The sequence below is a fragment of the Nostoc sp. UHCC 0251 genome (assembly GCF_034932245.1).
Lineage (GTDB): Bacteria > Cyanobacteriota > Cyanobacteriia > Cyanobacteriales > Nostocaceae > Nostoc.
Map to the genome: position 1 here is coordinate 1 of NZ_JAYGHD010000336.1, position 25,316 is coordinate 25,316.

Sequence of the window (25,316 nt, forward strand, 5' to 3'; positions counted from 1 at the left end):
TAAAAAACAAAGGCAATAGTGACTATGTTGCAATTTAAATGCCGATTAGCTTAGTAGCTCCGGGAGATGTGATAATTTCTCCTCCCACCGCGTAAGTATCACCATCAACACGAGCGCCCTCTTCTAAAATCACATCTCCGTCAATTGCGATCGCAGTTTGGGTGACTCTTGCTCCCTTTTGAATCGTCACATCACCACCGATCGCATGGGCATTCTCCACAACCTGCCCAGGAGGAACTATCACATCACCTCCAAACTGGATAATATTACTGTTATTGATGTTGACATCAGTTTGTGCTAAAGCTGTTGTTGAGATTAAAATCACACTCAGGGCTGCTATTAATGCCAAAATAAATGAGTTGATTTTTATACTTTTCATTCTCATCCCTCACTTTGTTGTGGAGCCTCAAGCACGCTAACATCAACTTTGCAGTAGATTACGATATTCATTGCGGAGTCTGCAAATACGGTAAACTAAAAGTTTTTTTACAACCCAGTAAAGTTGTAACCAACTCCGATCATTAGTCCTACATCCGTTTCATCTAAAAACGCCGCATTCACGCCTGCTGTTGCCGTGAAGTTAGTACTTAAAGGAACATCTACACCACCAGATAAAAGCAAGCCAACGTCTGCATCATCACTAGTTTCAATCGCTACGCCAGCCCCAACGTATGGTGCTACAGCGAATGTATCTTCAAAAGCATCTGCTGTCCGAAAGTTAAAGTCATAGGTGACAGGAACCAGAATAACAGGGTCGTCCTCAATCGCTACAGATGGTCGTACAGAGAAGGTACGCGTCAGCCCAATTTTGCTGAACACCATAAAACCACCTTCACTTAAAGCTGAATCACCACCTAAACCAATGTTGCCAGCAACTCCAATATAGCTGGAGCCACCACGGGTAGCTCGACCTGGATCAACATCTACTTGCGCCACCTCAGCAGAAGTTTCAGAAGCAGGTTGTGTTGGCTGGGGAACCAAATCGGCTGCTGTTGTTGAAATTTTACCGGGAGTCGATACAGTTTGTGCTTGAGCAGATAATCCACTTGCAAGCATTGTGATTGTGGAGGAAATAAACAACGCAGAAAATCGCTGTAACCAAGTACTATTCATTTTTCAAATTCCCAAATAATTTTGCATGAATAAATCAGGCATCGGAAAGCAATCTAATATTATGCAACCAAATTGCTATTACTTTCCTAACTGATTCAAGCTGAACTCAGGCAACTTCATTAACTGCATGGATAACACCATTTTTCGCCTGAATTATACTTTTGAAGTTATCTCCAAAAAGTGGAAAACTTGTGGATTTGAGCAATATTTGCAAAATCGCTCAGAGTTTACCAGACATTTTACCCAGGCTGGCAACAACGGCAATTAACTCAGCTGCTCTAACTGGTTTAGCAACATGTAGCTGAAACCCTGCTGCTAATGCCTCTTTGTAATCTTCTACTCTGGCATACCCCGTCAGTGCAACAGCAGGAATCCGCCCGCCTCGTTCTGCTTCAATTTCTCTGATTTTACGCATCAGCGCGTAGCCATCCTCGTCTGGCATTCCAATGTCGCTGATTAACACATCTGGATGTAATTCTTCTAGTGCCTCAAGTGCCTGTCTTGTGGAGCTAAAAGTACTAACTTTCGCTCCACACTCTTCGAGTACTGCGGTAATCCACTGCCGGACATCCGCCTCGTCATCTACAACCAGCACTCGCAAGTTGGTAAGGGGATTGGGGGATGAGGGAGATGAGGGGGATGGGGGGGATAAGGGGGAAAGACTTTCTTCTCTGCTTTCTTCTAAAATGGGCAACTTGACTGTAAATGTTGCACCTTGCCCTATTCCTTGGCTTTGGGCTTGGATTGTGCCACCATGCAGTTCTACCACATGACGGGCGATCGCTAGCCCTAAACCTAATCCTTTATCTGACCGAGTATGACTACTATCTGCTTGGCAAAAGCGCTCAAATACATGAGGTAGAAAGTCAGTACTGATACCCTTACCCGTATCACTGACTTGAATTTGAACATAGTTAGGAATTGAGGGTTGGGAAAACTCTTCCCCACTCCCTACTCCCGTTCGGCTACGCCCTTCTCTACGAGAGGCTGCGCCAACGGCTACGCTCAGGACAGGCTCACGGCAAGCCCACTCCCTATTCCCCACTTCCTTTGACAACCGCACCTTAATTCGTCCGTCGTTGGGTGTAAATTTAATTGCATTCGTAAGTAGATTTAACACAACTTGTTGCAAGCGGTCTGAATCACCCGAAATTTTTTCTATTGAAGTATCAAGTATAGTTTCAATTTGAATATCCTTTACATCTGCTAGTGATTGTACAACCTCGATCGCGGCTATAATTACTTTTACTAAATCTACCAACTCAATGGAGAGTGAAAGTTCTCCTCTAACAATCCGCGAAATATCAAGTAAGTCTTCAATAAGTTGCATTTGCAAATTAGCATTGCGTTCAATTATCTCCAATGCGAGAGTTACTTTAGCTTCATCTAGCGCACCAGTTTGCAACATCCCCGCCCAACCGATAATTGCAGTCATGGGGGTACGTAATTCATGGGATACTATTGCTAAAAATTCGTCTTTGGAACGGTTTGCAGCTTCTGCTGCACTTTGCGCCGCTTCGCTCACAGCGCGTGCAGCTTGTTCTCGTAGCAACAGTTGCTCTTTTTCTTCTTCAACTTGTTTGCGCTCAGTAATATCTTGCATAATTTTAGAGAAGCCGCGCAGATTTCCATTTTCATCTCGTAAAGGTGTAATTACACAATGCGCCCAGAAAAATGTCCCATCCTTACGGATATGCCAACGATTTTCTTTAGAAAAACCCTCAGTTACGGCTTTTGTTAATACTTGTTGTGGTTGTCCGCGCTCAATTGCTTCTGGTGAAAAAATTCGCTCAAAAGGTTGACCAATAATTTCTGCTTCTTGATAGCCTAAAATACGTTCGGCTCCAATGTTCCAGCTGGTAAAGTTACCGTTTGGATCTAACATAAAAATTGCGTAGTTAGTTACTCCTTCTATTAGCAATCGATAACGTTCTTCACTTTGACGCAGACTGTCTTGAATTTGACGTAAACACTCGTAATTATCCTGTGCAGCTCGCGCGTTTTTCTGAGCTTGCGATCGCGCCTCACGTAGTGCAGTGTTAAGTAAGCTAATCAACAATGCTACTAGCACAAACTGAAGCAACCCCACCGCACTGAACCCACTGATAGCCGGAGAATAAAAAGGGGGCAAGAGGAAGTAGGCGCAGACTATAGCAGACAAAAAAGTTGCCAATAGCCCTGGGTTTAAGCCACCATACCAAGAGCTAACCATGACCGCAGCTAAAAACAGTGGGTAAATGGAATTCAGCCTGTGTAGCTGCCATAGAAGCAATGTCAGCAGTAAAGCTAGTAAAACCGTTAAGAATGCAATGCTATAGCCTTGTAGTTGCGAGAATCGCCGTTCGCGGAGCGTTCCGTAGGGAAGGCGGGGCAAAGCCCATCGTGTCAATCTCCACATTTTCTATTACTTTTGGTCTATTATTTCTGGTTATGCCATAGGTTTATTAAACTTCTACCCTAGTTTTCCACTTTCAAGTTTTACCATTAAAAACTAATCTTAAGAGGATGGTAGCTATAAACAATACCCCTCGTTACATTGCAAAAATTAAAGCACTAAGGAATAATAATTTAACATAGGAAGATAATAACAATGATCTCTAAGCAAATCTTAGTTATTGATGATGAAGATGACATCCGTCAATTGATTCAGACTTGTCTAGAAATAATGGGGGGCTGGGAGGTGTTGACTGCTACTTCAGGTAATCAAGGATTAATTTTAGCTCAGTCATCTCAACCCGATGCTATCCTTTTGGACGTAATGATGCCTGATATGGATGGTTTGACAACTTTTCAAAAACTACAGGCTAATCAAACAACTAAACACATCCCCGTAATCTTGCTTACAGCCAGAGGACGTAACAATGACAAACAAATATTCAATGAGCTAAGTGTCAAAGGCATAATCAGTAAACCATTTAATCCTCAGAAACTAGCTGATCAAGTAGCAGCAGCCTTGAGCTAAAGTATATTACAAAATCTGGTATTTCCAATTCAGCTATTCATGAATTAAGTAATACTATAGCAGTCCTAAATCATTTGTGAAAATTTAGATACCAGAAATAGGATTACTGTAGTATCTCTAATTTAGGGTAGATTTACTTTTAAAAAAATCTATCTCTAGTTTTAGTAGTCTCTTTCTTAAGTTGTAATTTCTTCAAAAAATACATATTCTCCACTAGTTTTCCACCTTTACTCCCTAAGTTAAAACTAACTCAATATTAGTTAAATTCAAATAAATTCTTCCCAGAAAAAAAACTAATATTTCAACCAACTAAACTAAGTATATATATTAATTGGTAAGTTTCATTCTATAGTTTCTATAGTATAGATTTACTAAAGTCTAATTTCTTGTATTTACTTAAACAAATCATCTACTGAGGAGGGTATATATATGATGAATGATTTAGAATCACTTTCACATCCACCAAGTAAACAGAAATTTGCTGCTACATTGCGTTTAGTAAGTCGAATTAGTTTTTGGGTACAATTAGTACTTGGTGGTATTTCTGGCATTGCTGTATTGTTGGCGTGTTTTAGCCGTAACGTGACGACAAGCAGTTCAGGTATAGGGTTTGCGATATTTTTGGGTATTGTTGGTGTTTTAGTGCTGTGCTTTCGAGTCTATTGGGCTTTCCGTTATCGAAAAATGGCTAAACTTTTACAAACGCCAAATTCTCAAAACCATCCCAAGAAGGAAGACGTACTTCAAAATTTACGAATTGGATTGCTCGTGAGTTTTGTAGGGTTATTGATAGCTTTTCTTGCTTCTGAATTTACGGTTGTAATCATATTGAGTAAAGCAGTAGCACAACCTCAAGGTGTCGCACTTTATCAGCCAGAAAATGTAGTTCGTTCTTTAGACATTTTTGTACTGTTAGCAAACATTAACATGATTGGTGCTCACTTTTTTGGAGGCATTACTTCTCTTGGTCTACTCTATTGGTTAGAAGAGTAATAGGCGCAGGTGTAGTATTGATTTTGCCAGCTATTACTATAGAAGTACTAACCTATATCTAAAGTATTATCTACTAAATGTATTACAATTCTGCTCTACTTTTCCACCATTGGGATCTAACCTAAAAATACAGACTGTCTGTTTTCATTCTCCTCTTTGGTTGAGCAGCTCAACTTTCCCTAAACCTAAAATACACAATCACTAATTTGGATGATTGCAAGAAAAGTAAGAGGCTAACTAAAAGTATTCTCTAATCTTTCACTAGATGTCACTATTTGAATTTTCAAATAATAAGCAAAAATAAAGTTGTCAGGAGGTAATTATGTACAAATTAAATCGTTCTTCTTTAAAAGAAGTTGGATTAGTAGGAACAATGTTTGGAACTTTACTAGTCGGGTTCTCTGCAATTACTCAATCAGCAGTAGCACAGCCGCGAATTTCCCAAATTAATCCTTGCCCTAGAATTTTCTACGAAGAACCTCACCGGAATCGAGTCTTGGTTCCAGCAGGATGTCCGCCAAATGCTGCAACTTTAAGATTAGGAGGACAACAGCAAACTACTGGTTCCCAGAGTATTACGGTTCCTACCTATCCTATGAATGGAAAACGCACAAATGTTAATGTTATACAACCACCTGCTCCAGAAAGTCGGCAAAGTGCGATCGCAACTATTACACCAACAGCAGGTACAGTGGATGTGAAATTGAAAAATAACACTAACGCTGGTATCTCTTATCAAGCAATTGGTCAGACCCAACCTCGATATCTAGCAGGTGGACAAGAGTTTGTCTTACGAGGCTTACCAACACCTATTAGTATTACTTTGGTACGTCAAGATGGTGGACTGCTTAAAGTTATGCCCACATCTACTTCTGAAGGGACACTTGCAGTTTCGTTAGATGAAACAACCAATTTCGATAACAATCAAGGCGTATTGAGAATTCAAAGAGATGGTCAAGTCTTTTTGAATTAATATAATTCACCGCAGAAATGTTGAACGCCTTAAAACGCTGATTACAACAAATCAAAAGTTTTGTGGTCGTTCAATAATATCAGGTTCAGTTGAAAAATTATAACTAGGACTGACCTAAAAGCTTTTGAATAATAAGTCACGATCTGAACCTGATCATTAGTTAACCCAAATGGAGATTTTGAAATGACCAACTTTATGCAAACTAAATGGAGTTCTAAAGGAACAATTGCTCTAGCAATATCTGCAATGCTGCTTGGAAGTTGTACCAACAACTTAGATCAACAAGCCGGAGTACCAGAAACCAATGTGACTACAGAAGAAGTTGCAGACAATACAAACGAACTAATTGGTAAAACTGTAACAATTAGAAGCACACCCGTCAGGAAATTGGGGCCGTCAACTTTCACAATTGCCGATAAGCAATTTTTTAATGCTCAACCAATTTTAGTTGTAAATGCTTCGGGTAAAACTTTCACCCTGCCTACTGACCCAAATACACCAATTCAAGCGACAGGCCCGGTTCGTAACTTTGTGATTGCAGATATTAATCGAGATTACAATTTGGGCTTAGATCCAAACTTGTACAAAGAGTACGAAACCCAACCTGCAATTATCGCTCAATCAATTGCACTTGCTCCTAAACCAGGTGAACTTACCACAAACCCTAAACTATACTACGGTAAAAATTTGGCCGTGACAGGTGAAGTGGAAAACATCAGAAATGCCAGTTCCTTCACCTTAGACGAAGACAAATTATTTGGTGGACAAGACTTGTTAGTTATCCGTGCCGGGACTCCAAAAGGAGTTGTCAATGAAGGTGAGAAAGTTGCGGTCACAGGTGTGTTACGTCCGTTTGTTGTAGCTGAACTAGAACGAGAATACGACCTGCAATGGGATTTAACTTTACAAAAGCAGCTAGAAGCAGAATACACCAATAAACCTGTATTAGTTGCAGATGAGGTATATCCCTCAGCAATTCCACAATAAGGTATTCTATAGCTGCTATCAGGAAAGCTTTTGATGAATACCCGCAAGACAAATAACCATAAGGGCAATGAATGATAATTCCCAAAGAGGAGATTTCTTACAGGCACTAGGTCAAACAGCGGTATTAGTTTTCCTGGTAGTCATGGCTATGATAGTGAGAAGTTGTAGTTTTTTTGAGGAAAAACCAACTATCACCAATACATCTGAAATTGCTGAAAATACCGACGAATTTATCGGTGGCTCTGTGACGATTAAAAGCAGAGCAATTCAGCAAATTGGTTCGAGTTCATTCACGGTTACTGATTCACGATTCTTTCGCGGTGAACCTCTTGTAGTTGTCAATGCTTCAGGTACGCCTTTTAATATACCACTTGACCGAAATATTAAAGTTCAAGTTACTGGTCAGGTTCGTAATTTGGTAATTCCTAAAATTGAGCAAGAGTTTAATCTCAACATGCAGGATGAATATTACAGAGATCACATCAATAAACCTGCAATTATTGCTCGATACCTTGTATTAGCGCCTCAACCTGGCCAAATAACACAACGTCCCGAACAATATTATCGTCGCCAAGTTGCAGTTACGGGGAAAGTGGACAATATCCGCAGTCCGGTTTTACTAACGCTAGATGAAAACCAATGGCTTGGTGGGCAAGATTTGCTAGTTTTATTAAAAGCACCGCCCAAAGTAGCAATAAATCAGGATCAGACAGTATCGATAACTGGCGAAGTTCGTCCTTTTGTGATTGCTGAAATTGAGAAAGAATACAATTTCACCTGGGATCTAAATGTAAAAAGAGAGTTAGAGGTTGAGTACGGCAACAGACCTGTTTTAGTTGCTGATACTATATATCATCCTTCTTAGAAATTCTCAGTTTGTCATGGCCGTCTCAAATGCTGTACTTTCTATGAGGTTTTATGGATATCCTCAACGAAGCATTTCTCAACCTACGAACAATTAAACTTCGACGGTTTTTAGGGTCGCTGCTCTACCCACTGCAACGAGATTTGTTAGAACGTCAGTTTCGTAAGTCTCAAAGTTTAGAAGCTGTTGAGGAAACTGGAGAAATTCAGAGGGCTGAAGCAACTAAGAGAGGCGGACAATTCCACTTCAAACATATTGAGTTAGAAATTTATTTTTTGAGCGCCGATTTAGTCCGAATTGAGTGGAAACCTGGGATATATCCCATTTCTTATGGCATCTCGCGTAAAGATTGGCCAGAGTTAGAGACGACGTTTCAAGAGATGGAAGAGGGCTGGACAATTTCTAGTCCACACCTAAAGGTTATTGTTGGCGTTGATGGCAGTTTGAAATTTCAAAATTCTTTAGGGCAGACACTACGGGAAGAACTACCCCCCCAACGACCAACAAAGCTATCACCCCAAACGAAAGATGAGACTTGGCGACATCAGGCGAAACTACGTCCAGAAGAACATATTTATGGTTTGGGAGAAAGGGCGGCTCCGTTAAATCTCCGCACATCAGGCGATAAAAATAAAGCCAGAACCTACCGGATGTGGAACTATGATGCAGGTGGCATATATGGGCCCGGAACTGACCCATTATATCTCTGCATTCCACTCTATTTAGGTCTGCATGAAGAAGGTAGTTACTTAATTTTCTATGAAAACTCTTTTCCTGCTAACTTTAGTTTTCAAGAATTAGCTACAGCCGAGTTTGAAAGCGGGGCGTTGCGCTATTACTTTACTGCTGGTACATTGCCTCAATTGTTGGAGCGATACACAGAATTAACAGGTCGTCCACCCCTAACACCCCGTTGGGCATTTGGCTATCACCAGTCACGTTGGGGGTATGAAAAAGAAGCCGCACTGCGGGAAGCCGTAAAGGGGTTTGAGACACATGACATTCTCGTAAGTGCAATGCATCTAGATATAGATGTTCTAGATAATTTTCGTGCGTTTACTATTGACCCCGATCGCTTTCCCCACATTTCTAAGTTAGCTGAAGAATTAGCGGCGAAGGGAATACGGTTAATTACCATTATTAACCCCGGTGTACAAGCATCTCGAAAAAACAAACTTTTTGAGGAGGGACGCGCACAGGATGTATTTTGCAAACTTCCTAGTGGTAAACCTGCGATCGCTCCGGTTTGGGCCGGTTTATGCGCTTTCCCTGATTTTACCAACCCCCAAGCCCGTCACTGGTGGAGCAGACAATATGAATATCTGCTCGATTTAGGCATCACCGGATTTTGGCATGATATGAATGAACCAGGGGTTTTTGTCCTTTGGGGCGACCCTTCACTACCACCACATTCAACTTGGCATTCTCTAGAAGGTAGAGGTGGCGACCACCGCGAAGCTCATAATTTTTATGGATTACTTCAAGCTGAGGCTGGATATGAAGCACTAGCTGAGTACCAACCTGAACGACGACCTTTTATCGTTTCGCGCTCTGGTTGGGCAGGTTTGCAACGCTACGCCTGGACTTGGACGGGCGATATTGAAACTAGTTGGGAAGGATTACGCCAAACTATTCCCACAGTTTTAAACTTGGGATTATCAGGTATCCCCTACAGTGGTTCTGATATTGGTGGATTCAAGGGCAATCCTAGCGCAGAATTATACTTGCGTTGGTTTCAAATATCTTGCTTTATGGCATTTTGCCGCACCCATTCTGCCAACAACACCAAGCCGCGTACACCCTGGAGTTTTGGCGAACCAACCCTGAGTATTGTACGGAAATTCTTGCAATTACGGTATCGGTTGATGCCCTATTTCTATACCTTAGCTTGGGAAGCTTCTCAAACCGGACATCCTTTAGTACGTCCTTTATTTTGGGCAGATACAGACAATCCTCAACTTTGGAGTATAGATGATGCCTTTTTGTTGGGTGATGCTCTTTTAGTTTGTGCGATCGCCGAAAAAGGCGCAACCTCACGAGCGATCGCATTACCTAAAGGACACTGGTATAACTTTTGGGATGATGCACTTTTAGAAGGAGGAAAGCAAGTCAACCTCAAAGCATCTCTTGAACAGATACCGCTATTGGTAAAAGCGGGAAGTATTTTACCAATGGAGGAAGATAATCAACTAATTCTCCATCTTTACCCATCCGCGTTGTTAAACAGTGAAAGTCAGGTTTACAGTGACGCGGGAGATGGCTATGGTGAATCGCGGTTGGATCGTTTTTACCTAACGCAGAATCAAGACACCCTAGAACTAACTTGGAAACAACAGGGAGATTATGCTTTTCCTTATGCGGGTGTGAAATTGCACCTCCACGGGTTTGAACCACAACAAGTTTGGGTGGACGGCAGTGAAGTTTTTAATCAGGGACAATGCTTGGATATAGAGCAGTTTGAGCAAGTTCGCTGGCAGGGAATGTTCACCAATTTTGAACATCGTAGTTAACTTGAATCAGCTTATGTTAAATTCTTTTTCTTTTATTTATCGTCGTTTTTATCGTCGCTGGTTGTATTTATTTCTATCAGTTTTAGTAGCGGTTGGTATTGGTGTGGGTTCACCCCAAAAGACACAGGCAATTTCATTGTTTGATCTCTTGAATCAAGGAATTCAAATATTTCAGCTATCCACTATTTCTGATCGAGAAGAAGTCCAACTAGGCAAGCAGATTAATCAACAGTTAGTTAATAGTGAAATTAAGCTTTATCGCAATCAAAATGTGAATCGCTATGTCAACCAAATTGGTCAGAAATTGGCAGCAAATAGCACTCGCCCTGATATTCCTTATACATTTCAGGTAGTTCAAGATGAGAGTATAAATGCCTTTGCCACAATGGGAGGCTATGTTTATGTCACTACCGGATTGCTAAAAGCCGCAGATAATGAAGCTCAATTAGCCAGCGTTATCGCTCACGAAATTGGTCATATTGCTAGTCAGCATTCAATAGAACAGATGCGACAAAGAGCGATCGCTCGTGGTTTTGCCACAGCAGCCGGATTAGAGCGCAGTACAGCAGTTCAGATTGGTGTGGATTTGGCATTGCGTCGTCCCAATAGTCGCCAAGATGAATTTGAAGCCGATCAAAGAGGATTAAGGACTTTAGGACGTGCTGGTTATGCTCAGTCTGCCATGATTGCTTTTATGCAAAAGTTACTCCAACAGCGATCGCTACCGACATTTTTGAGTACTCATCCTGCAACAAGCGATCGGATTACTGCCTTAAGAAGTGCAATTAATTCTCAAAAAGCTTATAGAGGTAGCGGTTTAAACAATGCTGCTTATGAGGCAAAAATTCAACCTTTAAGTTAGTTAATAATAAAATTAAACAGTTTTTACAGGAGGAAAAAACATGGCTTTGTACAAACTTGACGAATATAATCCCAACTACAACGATGAAATTTTTAATGGTAATGACATTAAAAGTTTTGATGTTTACGCCGATGATGACAGAGTTGGCTCTGTTGTCAACATATTAGTTGATGAAAACGATGGTCGTTTCCGGTATTTCATCATTGATACAGGCTTTTGGATTTTTGGCAAAAAAGTATTGCTCCCGGTGGGTTTAGCTCGTCTTGACTATGATAATAAACATCTTTTTGTTCCTAAACTGACCAAAGAGCAAGTCAAAAATCTACCTGAGTTTAGCGAAGATTTAGCAATCGATAATGATTATGAAGAGAAAGTTAGAGGGGTTTACCGACCTTTAGTACCATCAGTAATGCCGGGTATGTTAGGTACTCCTGCTCTTTATAATTACACGCTAGAGCCTTACTTTTATGAACTGAACGATCCCAACTTCAGAACCTATGAAGAAAACCTGAGAAATGGGAGAAATCCAAACAGAGCCAAAATTTGATCAGAGGATGTTAGAAAAGTCCTCTTGTTGGTATCAAAAGTTTTAGCCCCTTCTCAATCTCCTGATAAATTGGGAGACTTTGATTCCGGTTTTCCCTTTTTTAAGGGAGGTTAGGGGGGATCTAAAAAAGCGAAAGACTTTTAAAATAACGGGTACATTATTACAAATAGTTGAGCTTGATCCAGTTATAAAAAGAGTTTACTTTGTTTAATGTAGGAGAAATATAAATTTATGAATACTCGATTTATGCGCTCAATAATTTTACCATTGGGCTTGATTTCTGCATTGTTTTTGGGGATGTTAACCTTTAGTTTTACACCTGCTAAGGCGCAGACAACCTCAATTACAGGTAGGCTTTCAAAATACTCTCCTGTGAGAGCTCCCTTTCTTACGCGTGGATCTCGTGGACAGCCGGTGAGAGATGTGCAAGCTGTTCTAAAATATTTAGGATTTTATAACGGAGCTATTGATGGTATTTATGGCCCTAGAACGGCTACAGCAGTAGCTACCTTTCAGCGATCGCAAAGATTGGTTGGTGATGGTAGGGTAGGAGCGCTGACGTGGCAAGCTTTACGCAGTAATATACCACCCGTGCGTGATAATTATAATCCTTTGTAATAAATGGGCAGTAACTCACTAAATCTACCCACGATTGTGACTTAATCAACCCAAAGACAGATTGAGCATTACTGCTTTGATATGAATTCATAAACGGTTTTGGTGTGAAATAGTAAAAAATGAATAATAAGAGCGATCGCAATTTCTCAACACAAACTAATAACACACAGCAGCCACAAAACACTGTAAACATCCCAGATTCGCCCAAAGGTTGGGATAACTTGAAATGGCTAGGCCCGAGTTTTTTGTGGATGCTTTCGGCTGCTGGTTCGGGTGAATTGCTATTTACGCCAAGAATTGCTGCACTCTACGGTTACACCCTATTATGGGCGCTACTTGCTGCTGTGGTTTTGAAATGGTTTATTAATGGTGAAGTTGGTCGCTTTTCAGTTTGTACCGGCGCAACTATTCTAGAAGGTTTCAAACAACTTCCCGGCCCCAAAAACTGGGCAATCTGGCTGATTTTGCTACCGCAGGTAGTGGTGGCGATTTCTACTGTTGCTGGACTTTCAGGAGCCGCCGCGACAGCACTAATTTTGGTTGCTGGAGGAAGTGTGCAACTGTGGACAGTAATTATCATTGTTGTAACAGCTGCGATCGTACTTTTGGGGCAATACAACGTAGTAGAAAAGATTTCTTCTTATGTAGGGATTGCCCGTACTGTAGCAGTGGTAGCTGCGGCTATTTTCGTTTTCCCTAATGTTCGCAAACTAGCAACCGGGTTAGTACCGCAAATTCCACAAGATGTCCAGTATCAAGAAATACTACCTTGGTTGGGTTTCATGTTGGCAGGTGCAGCCGGATTAATGTGGTATTCCTACTGGGTAGAAGCCAGAGGATATGGTGCAGCCAGTGTTGAAGGAAAAGAGAGCATAGACCCCAAGCAACTCAACCAGGAGCAAAAAAAGAAGCTGCGCGGTTGGCTAAATTTGATGACTATATCCAACACCTTAGCAGTGGTTGGTGCGCTGTTAGCCGCGTTGTCTTTCTTGATTCTTGGTGGTGAATTACTACGTCCACAAGGACTTGTACCCAAAGAAAATCAGGTTGCGGAAACTTTGGGTAGCTTGCTAGGCGACCTTTGGGGGCCATTTGGCTTTTGGTTTATGGTGGCGATCGTTTTTATTACCTTTTGTAGTACCGTACTTTCTGTAGAAGATGGTTTTGGACGAATGTTTGCCGATGGTACGCAGATATTACTGCAAGGGTTTGGGGTGCGGGGACGCTGGACAAATGAAAAGTTTTTGCAGCGTGTCTATATTGTAGTGCTACTGGTAGCCTTACCCATCGCCGTTTACCTGTTTTTCGGTGAACCTGTCGGCTTGCTACAAACCGCAGGCGGAATTGAAGCTGCTCACATCCCCATCGTCACCGGACTGACTCTTTATTTAAATCATCGAATGTTGCCCAAGAAACTGCAACCATCAAAAATAATTTTTGGTGGAACAGCGATCGCTGGCATATTTTTTGGTGTATTCGCAATTATTTATCTGTTGCAACTGCTTGGTATAATTGGCTCAAGCGGCGCTTCAGGTTAATAAATATAGTGTAGAGAACAGTTTCATCTTTCTGAATTCTAAATAGTTACTATGCCGTATGACACAACCTAATTCACCCCTAGAACCAGTTAAACAACCAGTTAAAGAAATAACTTCTCTCCCTTGGTTTGAGCGACTAGCACGATTAGGATACGCAGCAAAAGGCGTTGTTTACTTTATTGTTGGGTTACTAGCAGCCCAAGCTGCCATTGGTTCTGGTGGTAAAACCGCGAATACAACTGGTGCGTTAAAGGCAATTGTTGTCCAACCTTTTGGAAAATTTTTATTAAGTATCGTTACTCTCGGAATTATTGGGTATGTACTTTGGCGTTTAGTTCAGACGTTTTTTGATCCTGAAAAAAGTAAAAAACCAATTAATGCTAAACGAATTGCCCAACGGATTGGTTATGGTATCAGTGCTTTAGCTTATACAGGTTTGGCTTTGACATCTGTAAAGCTGATTATGGGTTCATTCGTTGGCGATAGCGATTCAACTGAGGATTGGACAATATATATCTTGGCTCAACCTCTTGGGCGATGGCTAGTAGCACTGGCAGGGATGATGGTAGTTGGTGTTGGTCTTTCTTACCTTTATAAAGCGTATAAAGGCAAATTCCGTTACCATTTAAAACTTTCTCAAATGAGTCTAACTGAGCAAAATTGGGCAGTGCGTATGGGTAGATTTGGCATTGCTGCCCGTGGCATTGTTTTTGGCATTATCGGCATTTTCTTGATGCTGGCGGCAATTCAATCTGATGGCACTCAGGCTAGAGGGTTAGGTGGTGCATTGGCGGTTCTGACACAACACCCCTTTGGTCTTTGGCTTCTGGGTATAGTGGGTTTGGGTTTGATTGCTTATGGCATCTATTCAGGAATAGAGGCTCGCTATCGGCATATTGCTAATTTATAATTTTTGCTGCATTTGTAAAGCTGGTATTTTGCCATTAATTGCTCAACTTATAATTAATCATCCTGGCTATTCTAGTATTTTATCCAAAATTACTAATATTGTTGCAAAAATCCCATAGTTGAGAACCTTTTGTTATGACTGTTTCGACCAAACCCCTTTCTAATCGCATCGCTATAGTTTTTGATTTTGATGATACTCTGGTTCCAGATACCGTTGATGCTTTGTTAGAAAGCTTAGGTATTGATGCTCTGGAGTTTCGCCAAGAAAAAATTCGACCCTTAATTGACAAAGGTTGGGATAAAATTCTAGCTCGATTTTATGCGCTAATTGAAGAGTCAAAACGACAAGATAACAAAATTACACAAGAATATATTGCTAGCTTTGGTCAAGAATTAGCTCCCTTTGATGGCGTTAATAAAATGTTTGCTCGCTTGCAACAATGCGCTCACGAATCAAATCCAAAAGTAGAGGTAGAATTTTATTTAATAACTTGCGGAATGGTGGAAATTGCTCGTCATAACTGTATTGCTCCAAATTTTAAAGCAATGTGGGGTTGTGAATTTTCTTATGGCGATCGCAACGGTATAGAGTTTTTAAAGAAGATTGTCACTCACACAGAGAAAACCCGCTATATTTTCCAAATTGCCAAAGGTTTTGATGATTACCAAGATGATGGTAAATCATTTGTATATCGAGATTTACCACCAGAGGAATTGCACATTCCACTGGCACAGGTGATTTATGTTGGTGATGGTGCGTCAGATATTCCCTGCTTTTCTTTAATGAATCAAGAACAGGGTACAGCGATCGCATTATATAAAGACAGTACTCCAGAAGAATGGGGACAAGATTTAAAAATGACTCAAAGTCAACGGGTTGCTAACCTCGCGCCTGTTGACTACAGCGAAAATTCTGAACTGATGCAATCTCTAACACTCGCGGTAGAAGGTCTTTGCAAACGGATTGCTTTGCAGCAATTGAGTGTAGGTGAGTAGAACTTTAAGGATAATATCAGAAATGTTGAATCAAATTGGAGAAGCCTTACTAACCAGTGCCGGAATATTATGGAAATCCTTTTGGGCGCTGATGTTTGGTTATATAGTTTCCGCCGCCATTCAAGTGATCGTCACTCGCTCTCAAATGGCGCGAGTTTTGGGCAAACGCGGCTGGAAGCAAGCAATATTAGCCGGTGTTTTTGGCTTTATTTCTTCTTCTTGTTCTTTTGCGGCGATCGCTGCTTCGCGTTCTGTATTTGTTAAAGGCGCACATCCTGTAAATTCCTTATCTTTCCTCATAGCTTCTACCAATCTGGTGATTGAATTAGGTATCGTGTTGTGGGTTTTGCTAGGCTGGAAATTTTTTGTTGGTAACTTTTTACTTGGCATCTTGATGATTTTTTACGCCTACATCCTGACTCGCTTTTGGTTCCCTAGAGAACTTGCTAACGAAGCAAAACAACACGCCCAGCAACGCCAAGAAGGTGAAGGAATGCACCACCACACACAGATGCAAAACAAAAATTGGTGGCAAAAATTAACCTCCAAAGAAGGCTGGCGTGCTATTTCTCATGCTTTCTTCATGGAATGGAAGATGGCATACAAAGAAATTCTATTTGGCTTTACTATTGCCGGATTTATTTCAGTCTTTATTCCTACCAGTTTTTGGAACACCTTGTTTTTACAATCCGGTCAAGACGCACCATCATTATTTGCAATATTAGAAAATGCTTTAGTTGCACCGGTGATTGCCTTTTTTACCTTTATTGGCTCAATGGGTAATGTACCCTTAGCTGCTCTGTTATGGTCAAAAAATGCTTCTTTTGCGGGTGTGATGAGCTTTTTAGGTGCTGATTTAGTGGCGGCGACTGTAGTTTATTTACAGGCGAAATATTATGGATGGAAATATGCTGTATATCTTTCTGGATTACTTTATATTTGCATGGTAGCCGCAGGAATCACCGTACATGGTATTTTTGCCCTTTTCAATGTCATACCGACACAAAGAACCGCCCTTACAGAATTAGTCCGATTTGCAATTGATTACACCTTTTGGCTAAACATCATCTTTGCAGTTATTGGCGGAATTTTGCTGTGGATGCACTTTAAAGACAATGACTCTGAATATCATCAGCAACATAGAGAAGAGCATTCACAACAGGAAACAGCTAATTAATGAGTCAACCAATAAAATATACACGCTAGCAATTGCTGAAAGTAATTAAAAACTTATCATTATGCAAAATCTTTGGTACAAAAATGCAATTTTTTACTCCTTGGATGTCGAGACATTCATGGATTCAGACGGCGATGGTATTGGCGATTTCCAAGGACTAACTAAGTGTCTAGATCATCTTTCTGGACTAGGAATTACCTGTTTATGGCTATTACCGTTTTATCCTTCTCCTAATCGAGATAACGGCTACGATGTCATGGACTACTACAACGTCGATCCACGATTGGGGACATTAGGAGATTTTGTACAGTTCATACATCAAGCTAGCGATCGCGGTATTCGAGTTCTGGTTGATTTAGTGGTAAATCATACATCAATTCAGCATCCTTGGTTTCAGCAAGCGCGTTTAGATAAACACTCCAAGTATCACGATTACTACGTGTGGTCGGAAAATCCACCTAAAACCAAGCCAGAACAGATAATTTTTTCTGGAGTAGAGGATAGTCTTTGGGAATACGACGAACAAGCTGATGCTTACTATCTGCATCACTTTTACAAAGAGCAGCCTGATTTAAATATTGCTAATCCTGCGGTACGGGAAGAAATCTACAAAATCATGGGTTTTTGGCTGCAACTTGGTGTGTCGGGGTTTCGCATCGATGCTGCGCCATTTTTAATTAATCCACTTGGCATCCCAGATTGTCCAGATTTAGAAACTTTCCTCAAAGATATGCAAGAGTTTATTACCTCGCGTCGAGGTGATGCAATTCTGTTTGCAGAAGCAAATGTAAGTTCTGAGAAAATACCCGTCTATTTTGGTAATGGCGATCGATGTCAGATGTTGTTTAACTTCTTACTCAACCAATATATGTTTTTAGCTCTGGCACGTAAAGATTCACAAACTTTACTTGAGGGACTAAAATCATTACCTAACATTCCTAAAATCGGTCAATGGTTAAATTTTGTCCGCCACCATGACGAACTCAACCTTGACTTAATTAGCGATTCCGAATGCCAAGAAGTTTTTCAGGCTTTCGCACCCGAAAAGAATATGCAAATTTTTGGCAAAGGCGTTCGTCGTCGTTTACCACCAATGTTAAAAGGTGACAAACGTCGCATTGAACTCACATACAGTCTTTTATTCAGCTTACCTGGGACACCTGTGCTACGCTATGGCGAAGAAATTGGGATGGGTGAAGACCTTTCGCTTGAGGGTAGGAATAGTGTCCGTACAGTCATGCAATGGTCAGATGCACCGAATGGCGGCTTTTCTACCGCTTCGTCAGATGTTCTTACCCGACCTGCGATCAAAGAAGGGGAGTATGGTTATAAACAGGTGAATGTAACAGACCAACAGCGTGATCGCAACTCCTTAATCAATTGGATGGAACATATAATCCGTATTCGCAAACAGTGTCCAGAGTTTGGTTGCGGTAAGTGGCAAATTCTAGAAACCGATCAACCGTGTGTGTTTGCTCACTGCTGCGAGTCGGAAGGTGAGAGTGCGATCGCTTTACATAATTTAGGCGATCGCTCATGTACAGTCATGCTAAAATCTGATGAGTATAACCATTTAATTGATATATTTGGCGATTCCCAATACGAACCACTCGATGTTAATTCGCCTTCCATCCCAATAGAAGCATACGGCTATCGCTGGTTTCGCGTTAGGTAAAAAGCATGATCACTGCAATATGTGCGATCGCCTTAGCCATAATACATTTGTTTTCAGGTAAACTACAATTTATTAGAGCTAAACCACGTAGTCGTTGGCTCTCATTTGGCAGTGGGGTATCTGTCGCTTATGTGTTCGTCCACATTTTGCCAGAACTGAGTAAAGCCCAAATAACACTCCAAAGCAGTTTAAATATTGGACTTGCTTTTTTAGAGCATCACGTTTATTTGGTGGCACTTTTAGGTTTAGCAGTGTTTTATGGCTTAGAACGATTTGCAAACAAGTCGCGTCAACGCAATCAAAAAGCAGGGAAGGGAGATGTTACTGCTTTAGACGTTTTTTGGATACATATTGCTTCTTTTGCTGTTTATAACGCCTTAATTGGCTACTTATTAGTACATCGAGAAGAATCAAGTATTAAGAGTTTATTGTTCTATTTTTTTGCGATGGCACTACATTTTGTAGTTAACGATAATGGTTTGCGCGAAAACCACAAACAAATATATGATCGGATTGGGCGGTGGTTGTTAGTAGCTGCGATCATTGTTGGTTGGGTAATTGGCATTGGTACACAAATTCATCAAGCGGCTGTTACGGTTCTCTTCGCCTTTTTATCGGGAGGTATTGTACTCAATGTCCTTAAGGAAGAACTACCAGAAGAGCGAGAAAGCCGATTTTGGGCGTTTGCATTAGGTACGTTCGGCTATGCAATTCTTTTATTAGCTCTTTAATTATTCAATGTCCTGCCTCCGAACCATATTAGTTAAAAAACTTAGTAACAATAATGTAAGAATAACTATCACAAAAGATATCCAGTTAAATTCAATACTAAATCCTTTTGTGTTATTTATCCAACGGAAAATCCAGAAAGAATTATTACCGATAAGAAATGAAGGAACTTCTAGGGTTTTCAATACTGGTATTAGTAAAAAGCTAGAAATCAGCACCAACGCCAAAGCCATAAAGGCGAGGTTTAACAAAGCTTTTACACCTGAACGCTTACGAGTTTTATCAGTTCTAGCAAAAGGAAGTTCTCGGCAAGTTACACTAGGAGGTGCGTAAATTGCTATGCCTTCTTCTCTATCTTCGACTCGAATTGACTGTGGACAACGTAGCAATTGTACTGCTATCCAGATATCTCCAATTGCACCGCTTGTATTGAATGCAATTACCCAAATTAACCAGCTTGCTTGGGGAAAAATTGCTAGCAGTAACAAACACGCAACATCAAGGACTATCAATGGTGCTAAAGCAATGAAAATAAAAGCATTCCGGCGAAACAAGTCACCTGGTGAAGTGGCGTAAGCAAGGGGTAAGAAATACTTAAATTTAAATCCATAACGTGGCGAACCACCAAAGGCAGCAAACGCTATTCCATGCACCAATTCATGAACAATGATGGTGACAAAAGTAATGGTCAGTAAAATCACAAAAGCAAAAATTCCTTGCCAAGCTCTACCTCCAGCACTTTCTACACTAAAAATTAGTGTTTGTTTGTGAATGATGCTGTAATACCAGCTTGCACCTGCTGCTGCCAATATTAACAGTAATGAACCTAAAGTAGTCCAAATCAGTGATATTTCTGGAGTTAAGCGAAATACATAAATTGGATCATTGCGAGTTGCTATATTCATAATTCCTGCTCATTATTAATCCTTACTTTCCAAATTAATAATATTTAGTGTTTATTTCATCACTCTACAGGTTTATTGGGTTCCCGCTATCACAACACCTATCTGCAAGGGATAAACCTAGAGTTAAAAGGAGGTAATCTAGTTACTGATCAGATGTGTCGAACTTCTCACCCGCGAGTATTTACCATTGGTGATTTAAAGGTAGGGTTGAATCAGGTAGTGATTGCTGCGGGGGATGGTGCTTTAGCTGCTACGCAAATTTGGCGAGACATTCGTTGTGCGAATGGTGCGCGTCGTTGGGAGGAGAATCTAAAATTGAATGTCTATTGACATCCTCACCGATCTAAAGGTGCGGTGATTCCAATCTAATCAAACAAACTTAACTGTATGTATGAATTCTTGGCGGGTTGACGCTTCGCAGGATACTGCTACCTTTGCGGCAGTCTGACGCTTTCCTCCACATCCGTTTTGAGCCTCCGAATATCCTCCGGCGGCTTTAATGTTAGTTGCGGCGTTCTTATCCCTGTCAATGGCTTGTTGGGAGGGGAGTAGGGAAACTCCCAAAAAGCTTTTCCCCAGCTTGACTGAGAAAATAGTTATTTTGAGAGGGTGCTAAAGGCTTTGATCTGTTCAAATTCCTTAGCCCGTTTTTGTATTTGGTTACCAATACGATCGCAAACTAATTCGCATAAATCAAAAATTACAGGGTCACTGATCGCATAGTAGACGCTAACTCCCTTTTGCTGACGGGACACCAAACCTGCTTGGGTCAACACTTTTAAGTGTTTTGAGAGATTTGCTTGTCCTAAACCCGTAGCTTCGCCCATTTCGGTAACGTTCATCGGCCCGGTTCTGAGACAACTCAAAATCTGTAAGCGACTGGTTTCAGAGAGTACCTTAAAATACTCTGCAACCGGAGCAAGGACTTCTGAAGTGTTTTTTCGAGAAAGAGTCTTTGACATAAGGATTATATTTAATATATAAATTATATTACTATATAGTTATTATTTTAAACAATTGGCTGCAACATGAATGGTAAAACTCCTTTATGCTTTTGAGGGGTTAGTGAAAGGAGGGACGAATCTATTGAACGGCACAGTGCAATTGCAGTCTGTTTTCAGTCATAGAACCAGCCCTTTCAAATTACCTGGTATTCACCTCGTGCTTGACGAAATCAGTATGTTAAAACTGCTGTAATTCATGTGCAACAAACATTTCGGCAGGTATTGATTCAAGTTAGAGATTTTGTGATAAAGTGACCATCCAAAACCAGGCTAAGTTGCCCATTGGCAAGAATGCTAGTTCCTTGGATATAAGCAGCAACTGGGATTGCTTCCCCCAGAGGATGGATCGCAGCGGATTGCTTGCCGATGATGCAATCGACTTCTAAAGCACATCGTTTGTCTAAGGAACGAAATACTAATAAAGGCTTATCCTGCTTGAAAGCATTTAGTGTATCTGTGCTGTAAGTAGTAACTGAGGTGGGAAGCTGGTTAGGACAAATCAGCACATCAGTCAATAAGTGGATAGGGACGAGCATTTCTGTTGTTAGATGCTCATCAGCATAACCAAGCAAGCCACTGGTGCCAGAAGACTGCAACAATAACATACGTCCCGCTTGAGTTTGGATGATTTGTTCGGACTGGGATAGACAAATCTGCTCTACAGAATCGGCAATAAATGCATAAACTCTGGAGTTAGCTTGGCAGACGATAAGTTGAGCAATTTTTTGATCGAGGGGAATTTGGAGCGAGAAGGCTGTACCATGTCCAGCTTTAGACTTCAATACTATTCTTCCCTGAATAGCTGTTAATTGCTTGCAAACTTCAGTTAATTCTGCTCCTAACTCTAAAGCAGCACGATCGCATAAAACAGATGAAACCTCTGGTTCAATTACCAGTTCTTGTAAGATATCCCCTGGTTTTGTCAGGGCGAGTCCTTGGGCTAAAGCTTGTTGATAAATTTGAGATAAGTTAAGTCCTGCGCCATCATCACAGCCATCAATAATCAGTTGATTTCCCTGCTGATAAATCTGAATTTCAATAATACCGCTGCTATTTTTACCTAGCTCTTGGCGTGTTTGGGAAGACTCAATACTTTGCTGTAGTAAATAGCAACTTATATGTAACAGGAGAGCATGGAGGCGATCGCTCAACCCCCGATCAACTTGGATATCGCTAATTTGTAAATGTAGTCTAGCAGACTTATCTTGTAAAGCTTGTAACTGAGACCAAAGCCGATGCAACGGTTCTAAGGCTGCTTTTAAAGGAATAGTTGTAACTTTTTTGACTAAATTGGAAGACTGGTTAAGCAACTTTTCCTGCTGTATCAGTTCTTGTTTGAGTTGATGATGATTGTTATTCAGCGAATCAACAGTTGATGCCACCTGAGACGTTTCAGCCAAAACAGATTGCAGAGTACTGTATAATTGCTGAGAACGAGAAGCAGCTAGAGGAGAAAGGGTATCTGAAATTGCTGCTAAACGTCCTGACCATTCCTGTAGATTATCCAGCAGGTGTTGTAATCGTTTAACTTGTCGGAGCAACCGCCCGATCGTATGTTGCTGTTGTTCTTCCTGGCAAGCTTGCTGATTATAGTTAATTAATAATGTTGCAATTAGCGCGTTTAGTTGTTCGAGATGCTTTATATTGATGGGTGTGGTGGTTGGAATACTTGTTGCAAGAATGGTAGAAATGGATTCTTGCAAAGAGAGTGGATGACGATCGCGAACAGATTTAACTAGGGATGTTTCAGATATTTCAGCAGACAGGGAAAAATCCCCTAACCAAGCATGAAAATCTTCTTCCCCATACTCCTCCGGGTTTGCTAGTTCCCCTACCTTGATGGGAAGCTGCTCGGTATCTACGTGAACAAGGCTGCCAGATTGGGGGCTAGTTTCATCTATTAGTTCTCTGTCAAGACTTTCCTTGTCTTTAACGATAACTTGCTCCGCAGAAGATTCTACCTTGGCCAAGCGATCGCCAAACTGAATAACTGGTTCATATTCCTGCGGTTGCTCTAGCCATGTCTCAAGGTTTGTTTTCTGGGAATCGCCAAACTCTGCTTGTAGACGAGCAACAATGGCAGACATCCGCTCCAGAATTTCTACTTCGTCAATTTGCGAGGCTGTTAAAAATGCCATCAACAGCATCTGTAGGCAATCTAATCCTTCTGACAACAGGGAGGCGATTGGGGCGTTGACAGTTGCCCGATACTGATGGAGAAGCTGAAAAATCTCTTCTAGTGCAGCCGCAACTATGGCAATGGCATCTAGCTCGGCTGCTATGGCAATCGAATGCAGAGAGCGAGCAGCTTCCATGAGAGCCAAAGCTGTACCAGGGTTACTGTCTTTCGTATAGTTAGGCAACTCCTGCTCCAAGAACAGCAACAGATCGATCGCTTCTTCTAGAAAGCGATCGTCGTTCTGCGGTTGGGGGACAAAATCGGTACTCATGAAAACAACTCTCAGTTTCTATGGGTTTGTGACAATTCTATGGCTTCGACATTAGACTTCTTACAGAAGTGGGGAAAAGGGTAAGGGGTAAAGGGGAAAGGGCTAATAAAAACCCTTTTCCCTTTAACCTTTTCCCTTTCCCCCCTCTTGCAAAAGTTACTTTTGCAAGAGGTCTATTGATTTGAGGGTATAAGCAGCGATGTCGCCGATCGCTCGAAATTGCTCGTGGATTTGAGCGATTGACTCCAGCCCAGCACTGATTTGGCGATCGCACGGTTCGATAGTAGAAGTAACGTCTGCTGCTGCCACCTGGAGTTCCTGGAACCATTCTTCTATATTTAGGGTGCTGTCGCGGGCTTGACGGGCGAGAATTTCCACCTGTTCGGCAGCAGCTAGCAAACCTTGTTCCTGGTCGTTAGCTTTTGTTGCTTCAATAGCTGTATTCAGGGACAAAACCTGAATTTTGGTACTCAAGCCTTCTACAAGATGAACAAAGCCAGAAGCTTGCTGACAGAATTCACCAAGGTATTGCAGCTGTTTATTAGTAATAGCAACAGTATCTTGAATAGACATTAAATGCTCGTTGGCAAGCTCGGCGATTCTGGCTCCTTCTTGTACAGTCTGGCTCACCTGCTGTAATGGCACTAGTAACTGTGAGCGATCGAGGGATTCAAGCTGTTGAGCAGGTGGAGCTACTATTTCAGCCCAGCGCAAGTTAATTGTCAACATCATTCCTACTTGTTGCAGCAAACTGCGCTCTGTTTCCTGCCATTGTCGGGGTTGAAGGCAATGATGAATAACTAAAAAACCCCAAGGCTGTTGTTTGACAATCAAGGGCAAGCAGAGGCTAGCTTGTACCTGAAAGCGTTGCCAAAATTGCTGTTGGCGGGGAGTTAATTCAGTGAGGTTGTTGAGCAAGTTTTGTCTGTCGCCAACATCGGTAGTAACAAACAAATTTATCGGTAGGGATTGGTTGAGCAAGGATGTCCAACCCGGTTGTATAGCTTCAGCGATCGCTCGACTGCGATTATCTTCCTCAAAACGATAAATCAAGACGCGATCGGCACTGAGAACATCTCGAAGGGCGGTGGCTGTAACCTCCAAAAGTGCAGTTTGACCTTTTGCCTGTTGCATTTGCCGATCGATGGCCGCAAGTTGTTCTCGCTGGAGTTGAAAAGCCCCTCGAACATTTTCATCATTGTCACTGGGCGAATCCTTAGCCAAAGCTTCGATAAAAGCTTCGATTTGACTTACCTTCTGCTGCAATTGAGCGACCTTTGGCCCCTTAGCAGATTGAAAGACTGCTTTGATTAGAGCCACATTAGCCAAAATTTCTTCTATCTGGATTTCATTTTCAACAGGCTGGGTTTCAGAATTAGGGTCTAAAGTTGCGATCGTCACAGAAAACTCCTTGGCAGCGTGAAAAAAGCAGGGGAGCAGGGGAGCAAGGGAGCAGGGGAGCAGGGGAGAGTTCAATGTGCCTTGTTCTTTCCCCTCTGCCCC

General features: G+C 41.4%; 22 protein-coding genes and 1 pseudogene. 16 read left to right on the forward strand and 7 right to left on the reverse strand.

Annotated elements, in window-relative coordinates:
* Positions 1-34: 34 nt before the first annotated feature.
* From VB740_RS28105 to VB740_RS28115, 3 genes are all read right to left on the reverse strand, one after another.
* The gene (locus VB740_RS28105) at positions 35-379 is read right to left on the reverse strand and encodes a hypothetical protein (RefSeq protein ID WP_323203135.1); all 345 of its coding nucleotides are present in this window, start codon (positions 377-379) and stop codon (positions 35-37) included.
* Positions 380-486: 107 nt separating this feature from the next.
* Positions 487-1,113 (reverse strand): hypothetical protein, encoded by a 627-nt coding sequence (locus tag VB740_RS28110; RefSeq protein ID WP_323203136.1) that lies wholly within the window; start codon positions 1,111-1,113, stop codon positions 487-489.
* Between the two features lie 220 nt (positions 1,114-1,333).
* Positions 1,334-3,511: an ATP-binding protein gene (locus VB740_RS28115; RefSeq protein WP_323203137.1), complete on the reverse strand. Its 2,178-nt coding sequence runs from the start codon at positions 3,509-3,511 to the stop codon at positions 1,334-1,336.
* 192 nt (positions 3,512-3,703) lie between these two features.
* Here VB740_RS28115 and VB740_RS28120 point away from each other — a divergent pair, with 192 nt between their 5' ends.
* From VB740_RS28120 to VB740_RS28190, 15 genes are all read left to right on the forward strand, one after another.
* Positions 3,704-4,075: a response regulator gene (locus VB740_RS28120; RefSeq protein ID WP_323203138.1), complete on the forward strand. Its 372-nt coding sequence runs from the start codon at positions 3,704-3,706 to the stop codon at positions 4,073-4,075.
* A 429-nt stretch (positions 4,076-4,504) separates the two neighbouring features.
* On the forward strand, positions 4,505-5,068 hold the full coding sequence (locus VB740_RS28125; RefSeq protein ID WP_323203139.1) for a DUF3611 family protein: 564 nt from the start codon (positions 4,505-4,507) through the stop codon (positions 5,066-5,068).
* A gap of 322 nt (positions 5,069-5,390) precedes the next feature.
* On the forward strand, positions 5,391-6,041 hold the full coding sequence (locus VB740_RS28130) for a hypothetical protein (RefSeq protein WP_323203140.1): 651 nt from the start codon (positions 5,391-5,393) through the stop codon (positions 6,039-6,041).
* A gap of 183 nt (positions 6,042-6,224) precedes the next feature.
* The gene (locus VB740_RS28135; RefSeq protein ID WP_323203141.1) at positions 6,225-7,028 is read left to right on the forward strand and encodes a hypothetical protein; all 804 of its coding nucleotides are present in this window, start codon (positions 6,225-6,227) and stop codon (positions 7,026-7,028) included.
* Between the two features lie 67 nt (positions 7,029-7,095).
* Positions 7,096-7,893: a hypothetical protein gene (locus tag VB740_RS28140; RefSeq protein WP_323203142.1), complete on the forward strand. Its 798-nt coding sequence runs from the start codon at positions 7,096-7,098 to the stop codon at positions 7,891-7,893.
* A gap of 53 nt (positions 7,894-7,946) precedes the next feature.
* A complete protein-coding gene (locus VB740_RS28145) occupies positions 7,947-10,403 on the forward strand; it encodes a glycoside hydrolase family 31 protein (protein ID WP_323203143.1) in 2,457 nt (818 codons plus the stop codon).
* A 13-nt stretch (positions 10,404-10,416) separates the two neighbouring features.
* Entirely contained in the window at positions 10,417-11,265 is an 849-nt protein-coding gene (locus tag VB740_RS28150; protein ID WP_323203144.1) for a M48 family metallopeptidase, read from the forward strand.
* A 40-nt stretch (positions 11,266-11,305) separates the two neighbouring features.
* On the forward strand, positions 11,306-11,812 hold the full coding sequence (locus VB740_RS28155; protein ID WP_323203145.1) for a PRC-barrel domain-containing protein: 507 nt from the start codon (positions 11,306-11,308) through the stop codon (positions 11,810-11,812).
* A gap of 231 nt (positions 11,813-12,043) precedes the next feature.
* Complete coding sequence (locus VB740_RS28160; protein WP_323203146.1) at positions 12,044-12,430, forward strand: peptidoglycan-binding domain-containing protein; 387 nt, start codon at positions 12,044-12,046, stop codon at positions 12,428-12,430.
* 119 nt (positions 12,431-12,549) lie between these two features.
* Entirely contained in the window at positions 12,550-13,968 is a 1,419-nt protein-coding gene (locus VB740_RS28165; protein WP_323203147.1) for an Nramp family divalent metal transporter, read from the forward strand.
* A 58-nt stretch (positions 13,969-14,026) separates the two neighbouring features.
* On the forward strand, positions 14,027-14,878 hold the full coding sequence (locus tag VB740_RS28170; RefSeq protein WP_323203148.1) for a DUF1206 domain-containing protein: 852 nt from the start codon (positions 14,027-14,029) through the stop codon (positions 14,876-14,878).
* 134 nt (positions 14,879-15,012) lie between these two features.
* Positions 15,013-15,873 carry an HAD family hydrolase gene (locus VB740_RS28175; protein ID WP_323203149.1) on the forward strand — a complete coding sequence of 287 codons (861 nt, stop codon included), beginning with the start codon at positions 15,013-15,015 and terminating at the stop codon, positions 15,871-15,873.
* A 22-nt stretch (positions 15,874-15,895) separates the two neighbouring features.
* Positions 15,896-17,050 carry a permease gene (locus VB740_RS28180; RefSeq protein ID WP_323203150.1) on the forward strand — a complete coding sequence of 385 codons (1,155 nt, stop codon included), beginning with the start codon at positions 15,896-15,898 and terminating at the stop codon, positions 17,048-17,050.
* Between the two features lie 61 nt (positions 17,051-17,111).
* Positions 17,112-18,725, forward strand: coding sequence for an alpha-amylase family protein (locus VB740_RS28185; RefSeq protein ID WP_323203151.1), 1,614 nt, complete (start codon positions 17,112-17,114; stop codon positions 18,723-18,725).
* Positions 18,726-18,730: 5 nt separating this feature from the next.
* Positions 18,731-19,456 (forward strand): hypothetical protein, encoded by a 726-nt coding sequence (locus tag VB740_RS28190; protein WP_323203152.1) that lies wholly within the window; start codon positions 18,731-18,733, stop codon positions 19,454-19,456.
* Here VB740_RS28190 and VB740_RS28195 read toward each other — a convergent pair whose 3' ends face one another.
* Positions 19,457-20,359, reverse strand: a complete 903-nt coding sequence (locus VB740_RS28195) for a DUF3267 domain-containing protein (protein WP_323203153.1) — start codon at positions 20,357-20,359, stop codon at positions 19,457-19,459. It abuts the gene before it with no gap.
* Positions 20,360-20,434: 75 nt separating this feature from the next.
* Between VB740_RS28195 and VB740_RS28200 the strand changes: the two are divergent.
* Positions 20,435-20,689, forward strand: a pseudogene (locus VB740_RS28200) (NAD(P)/FAD-dependent oxidoreductase); the annotation flags it as partial.
* Positions 20,690-20,955: 266 nt separating this feature from the next.
* Here VB740_RS28200 and VB740_RS28205 read toward each other — a convergent pair.
* The 3 genes from VB740_RS28205 to VB740_RS28215 form a co-directional block, all read right to left on the reverse strand.
* Entirely contained in the window at positions 20,956-21,321 is a 366-nt protein-coding gene (locus VB740_RS28205) for a metalloregulator ArsR/SmtB family transcription factor (protein WP_323203154.1), read from the reverse strand.
* A 269-nt stretch (positions 21,322-21,590) separates the two neighbouring features.
* Positions 21,591-23,813, reverse strand: a complete 2,223-nt coding sequence (locus VB740_RS28210) for a hypothetical protein (RefSeq protein ID WP_323203155.1) — start codon at positions 23,811-23,813, stop codon at positions 21,591-21,593.
* A 156-nt stretch (positions 23,814-23,969) separates the two neighbouring features.
* On the reverse strand, positions 23,970-25,316 hold a 1,347-nt coding region (locus VB740_RS28215; RefSeq protein WP_323203156.1), incomplete at its 5' end, for a GAF domain-containing protein.

What these genes read in the sequence shown, in the direction of transcription:
- VB740_RS28115 (WP_323203137.1), bottom strand. Translation starts at nt 3,511, where the DNA reads ATGTGGAGATTGACACGATGGGCTTTGCCCCGCCTTCCCTACGGAACG.
- VB740_RS28110 (WP_323203136.1), bottom strand. Translation starts at nt 1,113, where the DNA reads ATGAATAGTACTTGGTTACAGCGATTTTCTGCGTTGTTTATTTCCTCC.
- VB740_RS28160 (WP_323203146.1), top strand. Translation starts at nt 12,044, where the DNA reads ATGAATACTCGATTTATGCGCTCAATAATTTTACCATTGGGCTTGATT.
- VB740_RS28120 (WP_323203138.1), top strand. Translation starts at nt 3,704, where the DNA reads ATGATCTCTAAGCAAATCTTAGTTATTGATGATGAAGATGACATCCGT.
- VB740_RS28105 (WP_323203135.1), bottom strand. Translation starts at nt 379, where the DNA reads ATGAAAAGTATAAAAATCAACTCATTTATTTTGGCATTAATAGCAGCC.
- VB740_RS28210 (WP_323203155.1), bottom strand. Translation starts at nt 23,813, where the DNA reads ATGAGTACCGATTTTGTCCCCCAACCGCAGAACGACGATCGCTTTCTA.
- VB740_RS28180 (WP_323203150.1), top strand. Translation starts at nt 15,896, where the DNA reads ATGTTGAATCAAATTGGAGAAGCCTTACTAACCAGTGCCGGAATATTA.
- VB740_RS28150 (WP_323203144.1), top strand. Translation starts at nt 10,417, where the DNA reads ATGTTAAATTCTTTTTCTTTTATTTATCGTCGTTTTTATCGTCGCTGG.
- VB740_RS28145 (WP_323203143.1), top strand. Translation starts at nt 7,947, where the DNA reads ATGGATATCCTCAACGAAGCATTTCTCAACCTACGAACAATTAAACTT.
- VB740_RS28130 (WP_323203140.1), top strand. Translation starts at nt 5,391, where the DNA reads ATGTACAAATTAAATCGTTCTTCTTTAAAAGAAGTTGGATTAGTAGGA.
- VB740_RS28155 (WP_323203145.1), top strand. Translation starts at nt 11,306, where the DNA reads ATGGCTTTGTACAAACTTGACGAATATAATCCCAACTACAACGATGAA.
- VB740_RS28195 (WP_323203153.1), bottom strand. Translation starts at nt 20,359, where the DNA reads ATGAATATAGCAACTCGCAATGATCCAATTTATGTATTTCGCTTAACT.
- VB740_RS28140 (WP_323203142.1), top strand. Translation starts at nt 7,096, where the DNA reads ATGAATGATAATTCCCAAAGAGGAGATTTCTTACAGGCACTAGGTCAA.
- VB740_RS28165 (WP_323203147.1), top strand. Translation starts at nt 12,550, where the DNA reads ATGAATAATAAGAGCGATCGCAATTTCTCAACACAAACTAATAACACA.
- VB740_RS28190 (WP_323203152.1), top strand. Translation starts at nt 18,731, where the DNA reads ATGATCACTGCAATATGTGCGATCGCCTTAGCCATAATACATTTGTTT.
- VB740_RS28205 (WP_323203154.1), bottom strand. Translation starts at nt 21,321, where the DNA reads ATGTCAAAGACTCTTTCTCGAAAAAACACTTCAGAAGTCCTTGCTCCG.
- VB740_RS28125 (WP_323203139.1), top strand. Translation starts at nt 4,505, where the DNA reads ATGATGAATGATTTAGAATCACTTTCACATCCACCAAGTAAACAGAAA.
- VB740_RS28135 (WP_323203141.1), top strand. Translation starts at nt 6,225, where the DNA reads ATGACCAACTTTATGCAAACTAAATGGAGTTCTAAAGGAACAATTGCT.
- VB740_RS28175 (WP_323203149.1), top strand. Translation starts at nt 15,013, where the DNA reads ATGACTGTTTCGACCAAACCCCTTTCTAATCGCATCGCTATAGTTTTT.
- VB740_RS28170 (WP_323203148.1), top strand. Translation starts at nt 14,027, where the DNA reads ATGACACAACCTAATTCACCCCTAGAACCAGTTAAACAACCAGTTAAA.
- VB740_RS28185 (WP_323203151.1), top strand. Translation starts at nt 17,112, where the DNA reads ATGCAAAATCTTTGGTACAAAAATGCAATTTTTTACTCCTTGGATGTC.